This window comes from Chamaesiphon sp. VAR_48_metabat_403, from assembly GCF_031422475.1.
Lineage (GTDB): Bacteria > Cyanobacteriota > Cyanobacteriia > Cyanobacteriales > Chamaesiphonaceae > Chamaesiphon.
Map to the genome: position 1 here is coordinate 1 of NZ_JANPLS010000489.1, position 8,291 is coordinate 8,291.

4 protein-coding genes and 2 pseudogenes are annotated in these 8,291 nt (G+C 46.5%); 3 read left to right on the top strand and 3 right to left on the bottom strand.

The features are described 5' to 3' along the window. Together RMO79_RS23160 and RMO79_RS24685 are read left to right on the top strand one after the other, a co-directional pair. Window positions 1–333, top strand: a pseudogene (locus RMO79_RS23160) (hypothetical protein); the annotation flags it as partial. A 179-nt stretch (window positions 334–512) separates the two neighbouring features. Further along, window positions 513–812, top strand: a pseudogene (locus tag RMO79_RS24685) (hypothetical protein); the annotation flags it as partial. Between the two features lie 476 nt (window positions 813–1,288). On the opposite strand, the gene RMO79_RS23170 reads toward RMO79_RS24685, so the two are convergent. After that, window positions 1,289–2,329, bottom strand: a complete 1,041-nt coding sequence (locus RMO79_RS23170) for an NAD(P)-dependent alcohol dehydrogenase (RefSeq protein ID WP_310485626.1) — start codon at window positions 2,327–2,329, stop codon at window positions 1,289–1,291. Window positions 2,330–2,464: 135 nt separating this feature from the next. Beyond that, on the bottom strand, window positions 2,465–3,340 hold the full coding sequence (locus tag RMO79_RS23175) for an AraC family transcriptional regulator (RefSeq protein ID WP_310485627.1): 876 nt from the start codon (window positions 3,338–3,340) through the stop codon (window positions 2,465–2,467). Window positions 3,341–3,507: 167 nt separating this feature from the next. On the opposite strand from RMO79_RS23175, the gene RMO79_RS23180 reads away from it, so the two are divergent. Continuing rightward, a complete protein-coding gene (locus tag RMO79_RS23180) occupies window positions 3,508–4,146 on the top strand; it encodes an NAD(P)H-dependent oxidoreductase (RefSeq protein ID WP_310485628.1) in 639 nt (212 codons plus the stop codon). A 116-nt stretch (window positions 4,147–4,262) separates the two neighbouring features. Here the strand turns inward: RMO79_RS23180 and RMO79_RS23185 are convergent. After that, window positions 4,263–8,291: ATP-binding protein (locus RMO79_RS23185; protein WP_310485629.1), on the bottom strand; the 4,029-nt coding region annotated here is incomplete at its 5' end.

Genomic DNA, 8,291 nt, shown 5'->3' on the forward strand with positions numbered 1-8,291 from the left:
AAATATTTTCGTTCGACTGTGCCACTGCCTGAATTAGCAACCTTTGTGGATCGAATTTCGTTAGTGTTAGAGCAGTTAGCTGATGCCGTCGAGCAGGAAATTATCCCACCACCTTTGCCCGATTTGGACGAAATGCTGCGAAGAATTCAACCACACTTACAAGCATTGCGAACAGCCCGTGTGAGCGAACTGGAAATCGATAGAAGCAATACACCGATTCGTCAAGCAGTCATGGATTACAGTATTCTAGATTTGGAGATCGACCAAATTGTGCGGCGGTTGTCGGCGATGCACTCAGCGATAGTGCGACTGAACTTTAACTATTTAACCTAAGTCATTAGTAGCGTGGTTGGCAATCTACAAAACTCAAAGCCTCTCGATCTTGCAAAGCGGACGCTACGCGAACGAGAAAACCCGCGATCGACTAAAATCTAGTCGATGGTATCGATGCGGTCGCCATCGCAACAGAGCGAGTTAAAATGTAGGAACAGCCTGGAAATAAGGTCAAATCTATGACAATCCGACAGCCCCGATATAGCAAGGAAGAGTTTGCTCAACGAGGTGATGCACTGTATGAATCTCAGATTCGATTACCTCCGGTAGGCTAACGCCAACGCAAATCGATGAACAGAGCGATCGTGGTAGAATTGTCGCGATTACCTCCGGTAGGCTCCGCCAACGACATCGAAACTGGAGATTTTGAACTAGCCGACGATCCGACGATCCGACGATCGCACTACGAGCGGTTGCCAGATGCCCAACCTTGGGTCATTCGGATTGGCTATCGTGCCGTTCGTCGATTTGGCGGACGGGATAATTGGTACACACGATCGAAAGCCCGACTCGGTTGGGCGTTAAATGTGGCGATGCCAGGTACACCGATGTTATTCATGAGATCTGAATGTCATCACTGGGGCTATTGGTGGCCGAATCCCGATGGCAATCTGGCAACTTCAGAACATCGATTTGATTGGGCAATTGCCGGAGATCCGAGCGGTATTTCCATGCGAAATTTAGTTAAAGATATTAACTTGTCAATTATTGGCGCGGATCGAAACAGAATAGTGCCACATTACGCGATCGAAAAGCCAAATCCAGTCACGTAATTTACTGAATTCAGCATCCAAATTCAAGCGGCGTTTTTATGTCTGGGGTTTCCCCCGTTGGCGCAGCCTCTGTCTTGACTGAAACACTCTGGCGAGAGGGAACCTCCGCGTGATTTCAGTAATCTCAGGCGATCTCATTCGTAGACTTTGCAAATACCTACTAGTGGGGATCGGGATCGCGTCTATTGGAGGGATGCCATATCGATGACAAAGCGATATTTCACGTCGCTTTTCACCAATCGATCGTAAGCTTCATTAATTTTCTGAATCGGAATCAGTTCGATGTCAGCGGTGATGTTGTGTTGACCGCAGAAATCCAACATTTCCTGAGTTTCCTTGATGCCGCCAATTAAGGAGCCGCTGAGACTGCGCCGACCGAAGACCAAGCTGCCCACATTCAACGACAGCGGTTCGGGTGGTACGCCGACTTGAGTGAGATTGCCATCGCGTTTTAATAATAGTAAGTAAGCATTGATATCGTGTTGGGCAGATACGGTATCGAGAATGAAATCAAAACTTTTGAGCTGCTGTTGCATCTCGTCCGCATTTTTGGAATTGACGACTTCATCTGCGCCCAACCGGATCGCATCTTCAACTTTGTTTGATGAGGTGGTGAAGACGACGACATGCGCGCCCAGAGCCTTGGCTATTTTTACCCCCATGTGCCCCAGCCCACCGAGTCCGACTACGCCTACTTTCTGACCTTTAGTGACATTGTGATGGCGCATTGGCGAGTAAGTGGTAATCCCCGCACACAGCAACGGTGCGGTCGCGGCCAGGTCTAAATTCGGCGGCACTTTCAATACAAATGCTTCATCTACGACGATGCGATCGGAGTAGCCACCGTAGGTGATGCCATTAGTATGTTTGTCAGGAGAGTTGTAAGTAAAGACGGTAGCGTCACAAAACTGTTCGAGATCCTCTTGACAATTGGCACAAGTGCGGCAAGAATCGACCATGCAACCGACACCAACAGTGTCACCTACTTTAAATTTCTGAACGTGCGCTCCCACAGCAGTCGCCCGCCCGACGATCTCATGACCGGGTACGCAGGGATAAGTGCTACCACCCCATTCACCACGGACGGTATGTAAATCTGAGTGACAAACCCCGCAATAGAGGATTTCGATCGCGACATCATGCTGACCGATCTCGCGGCGTTGCAGGTCGAAGGGTGCGAGTGGCGTTGTGGCAGTTTGAGCTGCGTAGGCATTAGTTTTCATCGATTATGCTCTTTGATTATCTGGATGATTAGCACGCAGTTAAGTGCGTCGATCGCAGCCACGATTGGCACTAGATTAAATTTTTTGCAGATTTGCGTATTATCGACGATCGATTTTTATGTAGTCAATCTCTAATTAGATAGATTTTAATCGATATGCTGTCGGTGTCGTGCCTGTCAGTTGCCGAAATTGCTGACTGAAATGGCTGTGGCTGCTGAATCCACAGGCTAAAGCAATATCTAGAATCGTTGGTGTTGCCGATCGAGAATCGGGTTGTTTTAATAATCGCTTCGCGCGTTCGATTCGTTGTTGGAGCAGATACTGGTAAGGAGCGATGCCGATCGATTGTTTGAACAGATGGCTGAAATGAAATTGACTCAGATCTAGCAAAGTTGCTAAATCTGCCAGTTTCAGATCTCGCTCTAAATTTTCATCGATATAGTCCAAAATTTGGCGAACCTGGCGATCGGTTAAACCACCTGCATAAATTGGTAAATCGGTTTTAGTAGTCGTGTATTTCCTGAGTAAATGTATCGCCAAAACGTTTGCTAATGAGTCGATATAGAGTCTGCCGCCGAGATTATCTTGTTGCAGTTCCGCTAGGAGCATCAGCCCAATCGATTCGATCTGGCGATCGCGCGTCCGAAATTCAGAGATTAATTCTAGACGATCGGGATTAAGATCGAGCGTTTGGCTAGCCACACTTTGAATAAATCGAGACGCAATCCGAATCTGCAAGTAGTTATCATCACCATCCCACCGGACGAAAAATGGCATCTGGGCAGGCGTGATGGAAATATCGCCCTTGCCGTACAGTCCCCTGTGGGTTCTGCCGCCCTTAATTTGCAGCAACCGGACGGGACGAGGTGCCAGCGATAGACAAATTGAGTGTTCGTCACGGTAATGACAGTTTGTTGCCCCGGGCGGATGTTGGAATTGCTCGACTAGAAGATGTTCCCAATCTTGGCGAAGATCGGGCAGTTGGCTTTGTTGGTTGGCTAGTTGCTTCACGATCGTCACCTAATTAATTTATCTAGATCCAAATTATAGGCACTTTCGATCGATCTCGATTTAATAGTCTCAAAACCGATCGCAAGAATGTGACAGTAGCACAATAATTTGACAGCTAGAGATTTGACACTTACCTATACTGAAATGGTAATCAATTTACAGCAACTATGACACACCTATTACATATTGATGCTAGTCCCAGAGGCGATCGATCTCACTCTCGGCGCATGACTAAAGAATTCGTCGAAAAATGGCAACAAGCGCATCTTCGCGACACAGTTACCTATCGAGATCTCGGACGAAATCCCGTTCCCCATGTAGATGAATCCTGGATTGCCGCAGCCTTCATGGCACCCGATCGACGCACACCCGAACTGTGGGACGCAATTCACATCAGCGATCTGCTCGTAGACGAGTTCTTAGCCGCCGATATCTATGTCCTCGGTGTGCCGATGTACAATTTTAGCGTTCCCAGTACATTCAAGGCTTATATCGACCAAATTGTGCGCGTTGGACGAACTGTGGCATTTGAACCCAATGATACTGCAAATGTCTTTAAACCACTCGTTTTGGCTAAGAAAATGTTTATCGTCGAAGCACGAGGGGATTCTGGTTTTCAACCCGGCGGACAATACGAGCGAATGAATTTTCACGACCCTTACCTGCTGACGGTTTTTGGGTTTATGGGCATTACCGATATCACCTTCATTCATGTGGAAAATGATGAATATGGGGGTCAAAAATTAGCAGATTCAATTACTAATGCTCGTACCCAAATCGATCGACTCGTCGGCAGCTACACATGACAAATATTGAAGTTATCCAAGCGTTATATCGAGCTTTTGGCGATCGAGATTACGATGCGTTCTTGGATATTTGTACCCCAGATCGGTACCGATTGCCATCTATCCACTAAACGTATTTATGTAGCTGTAATTAACTCTTGAATTGTGCTGGCGAGTAATTGAAGCGTGACGGGTTTGGCTAAATATTCATTTGCTCCCGCAGCCAGACAAAGTTCTCGATCTTCGATCTTAGATCGAGCTGTCAGTGCGATAATGGGTAGGTCGGCAAATTGAGGATCGGTTCGCAGTCGTTCGATCGCGCTTAAACCGTCTAAAATAGGCATTTGAATATCCATCAAGATGGCATCGGGATGATGTAATTGAGCCATCTCGATCGCTTTTAGCCCATCATTTGCCACGATCGTGCGGTAGCCTTTGGCTGATAAATAATCACTAATCGTCTCAATATTGGCAAGATCGTCATCGACAATTTCGATTGTCTTCTGCTTGCTGGGGATCGATCGATTTCCATTCTGGAAGGCTACGCCAACGGCGGAGAATGGCGATTGGGGGAAAATTGTTGCCAGATCTTCCACAAAGCCATCGGTAGGTAAAGAGAAAATAAATGGCATTTCTTCGCAGGGCAAATTGACGGTAAACTTACTGCCAACACCGATTTGACTGCTAACTACCACTCGTCCGCCATGCAACTCCACCAGCTCTCGGACGAGATTTAAACCCAAACCCGTACCCTGCTGGCGGCTGACTTCATTATCGATTTGGACGAAAGGCTGAAATAACTGAGCCTGATGTTCTGGCTTAATGCCAATGCCCGTATCGCAGACGGTAAAGTGAATTCGATCTTTTGCCATGTCAGTAACAATATGTGCCACTTCTAGGCTCACCCGACCGCCTGTTGGTGTAAATTTGACAGCATTAGAAAGTAAATTAATTAAGACTTGGCGAATCCGGCGCTCGTCTACGACCAGATTGGGGAGATGGGCGGGTAGATCGATCTCTAATTGAATTCCTTTTTGTAATGCTTGCGGCTCGACCATCAGGAAACTATCCTGGCAAAGCTGCCCGATTTTAGTTGGCGCGCGATATAGTTCTAGTTTGCCAGCTTCAATTTTTGCCAAATCGAGAATATCGTCGATCAGCGATAATAGATGAGTACCACCGTTGTAAATGACTTCCGCACAGCGCAATTGTCGCTTGTTGAGTTCGCCATAAGTTTGGTCTTGCAACCCCTCCGACATCCCCAAAATGGCATTGAGTGGCGTGCGGAGTTCGTGACTCATGTTATTAAAGAAACTAGTTTTAGCACGATCGGCTGATTCGGCTAATTCTTTGGCTGCTTTGAGTTCGATCGTCCGTTCTTCGACTTTTTGTTCTAGCAATTCGACCGAACCTTGGAGCTGACGATAGAGTTTGGCATTCTCAAGCGAGATCGCCGCTTGAGCGACAATAACCTGTAAAATTTCGATTCGTTCGGGCGTAAATGAATCGATCGCCAGTTGATTTTCTAAATATAAGATCCCGATCGCCAGACCTTTATTTAAGATCGGCATACACATCATACTTTTGGGTCGATCTCGGCGCAGATAAACATCGTTACCAAACTGTCGATCGGAGGCAATATCGCTCAGTACCAGCGATGTCAAGTTATTTTGCACCGTATTGACAATACTCAACGGTACATCCTGACTGGCTGCTAGTGAAATTGGCGTTAATAGTTGTGGCTCTTCGATGCCCTCAGCGCGTGCTACTACTTGCAACTCCCCTTCCTGGTGGAGCATTAAGATACACTTATCGGCTCCAGCACTAGCGATCGCAATTTTGAGCAACGTCGCCAATAGTCGATCTAATTCAATCTCGCCAGCAATAGCTTGAGATGCTTTGAGTAAAGCCGCCAAATCTAATGCTTCTGAGGAACTAGTGCCAAAATTGGCAACAGTAGACATTTCCAAATAGGAAATATCCGACGATCTATCTGGCTGCAAGATCGTCACCAGTAATTGGGGATAGAGCTTGGCTAACTGGGCTACTTTTGCCATTGCACCCCAGCGGGTATAACAGTAGTATGCCTCTACCATGTAAATCTGGGCAATTTTCTCGCGATCGTCAGCGAGGTAAAATTTAGCAGCTAGTTCGTTAGCGAGGGCTTCTTCCTGGATGAATTGATGCTCTTTAGCACCAGCAATCGCTCGATCGTAATGCTCGCCAGCCGCAGCGCGGTTGCCTAATACCCGCTGTTTTTCGGCTTCGATGAGGTGCCATTTGTGCAGGTAATTCATCGGTGCGGTTTGCGCCCACAAATCGAGGATTGCCTGATGATTTTCTACTTGAGTAAGTGTTGCCAGATTGACTGGAGATCCGGCTAAATGTGCCAGAGCTGCAAACAGATGGAATGTCGGAATCGTTACCATCCCGGCAGCTCCGAGTAAATATGGTTGCGCTAGATCGGTATAATCGATTGCAGCTCGATAATTACCAAACAAATAGGCGAGGATCTGTTTATAGCCATATACAGCAGCCAGCGCGCTGAATTCGTTATTCTGGAGGTGTTGCGGAATCATTACCGTTTCATCATACGCACTGCCAACCAAACAATCTGGCTGAGAGGCACCTGCAATGAGGTTCTGTGCCATTTGCTGCTTTAGATCCAGAAAAGTCTGTGCGGAATATTGTTTCGCTTTGGCTAGCGCGTTACTATAGTCCGATATTTCTAAATTCCAAGCGTTTAGTTCTACCCCAGCCAGAAAAGTTGACTCAAAGTGAATAGCAATGCTAAAGCCAGCACTGAGAAAATCGCCAGCCTCCATAAAAGTTGGATAGCAATTTTTTAATGTGGGCAAACACGCTTGCATCGGCTCGCGGCGATGCTGAATCCAGGCTGCAAATAGAAATAACACCGTGCTGTCGAATTCGGTGGGATTATCTCGATCTAGCAAATCGATGGCTAATTTACCAAACCGATAACCAGTATCCACATCATTGAAAATTGCACTCAACACCATCCCGTGATAGACATATCCGGCTAATGATGCTGGCGCATTACCATAATCGAGCGATAGATTTACCATCGTCGAGCTAAGGATCGGCAACAATCCAGGCATACCAAGAACGATTGTTTTACCTAGATCTGCTAAGAGTTTAATCGTTACTTGAGCTTGCGGATCGCTCATCACTGGCAGATTTATGAGATCTTCAATACACCTGCCTTGAAGTTGACTCTCCAATGTCTGTAATGCCAGATTGACGAGATCGGGATCGGGAGTAGTGGGGAATTCAATTCCTAACTGAGCGAGGGCATTGGCACCAACAGTAATTGCGTCGAGCATCTTACCATTGGCGGTGAGTGCGGCAACTTGAATTCGATAGATTTCAACCTTATCTACAACCGTTTTTGCCGATCGCATGACGATCGTCGATATCTCTGCCATTCGTTCTAGATCTCCTGCTAAATAGGCAGATTCAGCGGCCGCAATATGGAGATCTAAAGTCAACGGATATTGAGTTTCCCAACAGTCGATCGCTAGGAGTTCGATGCCTGTTTGTAGATAGATATTTGCCGCAGCATAGGCAGTCGAATTTCTGGCTCTTTTACCAGCAGTAAAATTTAATTCGACTAATGATAAACGTTCGATCGGATCGATAATTAATGATTTAGCTATATTTAAGTGTCCGACTATATCAAACAACTGTCGTTCTTGACGAAGATCCGCACAGCTTTGTTGAATTAACCTACCAATTTTGAGATGAGTTAGTTGTTGGCGATCGTCAGGAATTAGTGAATAAGCGGCTTGCTGGACGCGATCGTGCAAAAACCGATAAACTGGATTAGCCGATTCATTCGTGCCGATACGATCGCCAGATTTAGTGAAAAATTTATAGATTTCGGTGGTGGGAATTAGGAAGTTTTCTGTCAATCCTTGCCATAAGATGGCGGCGGTATCTTCCACAGAACGTTCTAAGACGATCGCGAGCGTATGAAGATCGAATCTTGCCCCAATACAGGCAGCTAAAGCAATTGCCGATTGAGTTTCGATCGGCATTTTTTGTAATTGCAACGCCATGAATTCTACCACATCGTCGGTAACCGCTAAGGCTCGAACTTTAGCCAGATCGCATTGCCAGCCGCCAACTTGCCGATCGAGATCGAG

What these genes read in the sequence shown, in the direction of transcription:
- RMO79_RS23170 (WP_310485626.1), bottom strand. Translation starts at nt 2,329, where the DNA reads ATGAAAACTAATGCCTACGCAGCTCAAACTGCCACAACGCCACTCGCA.
- RMO79_RS23180 (WP_310485628.1), top strand. Translation starts at nt 3,508, where the DNA reads ATGACACACCTATTACATATTGATGCTAGTCCCAGAGGCGATCGATCT.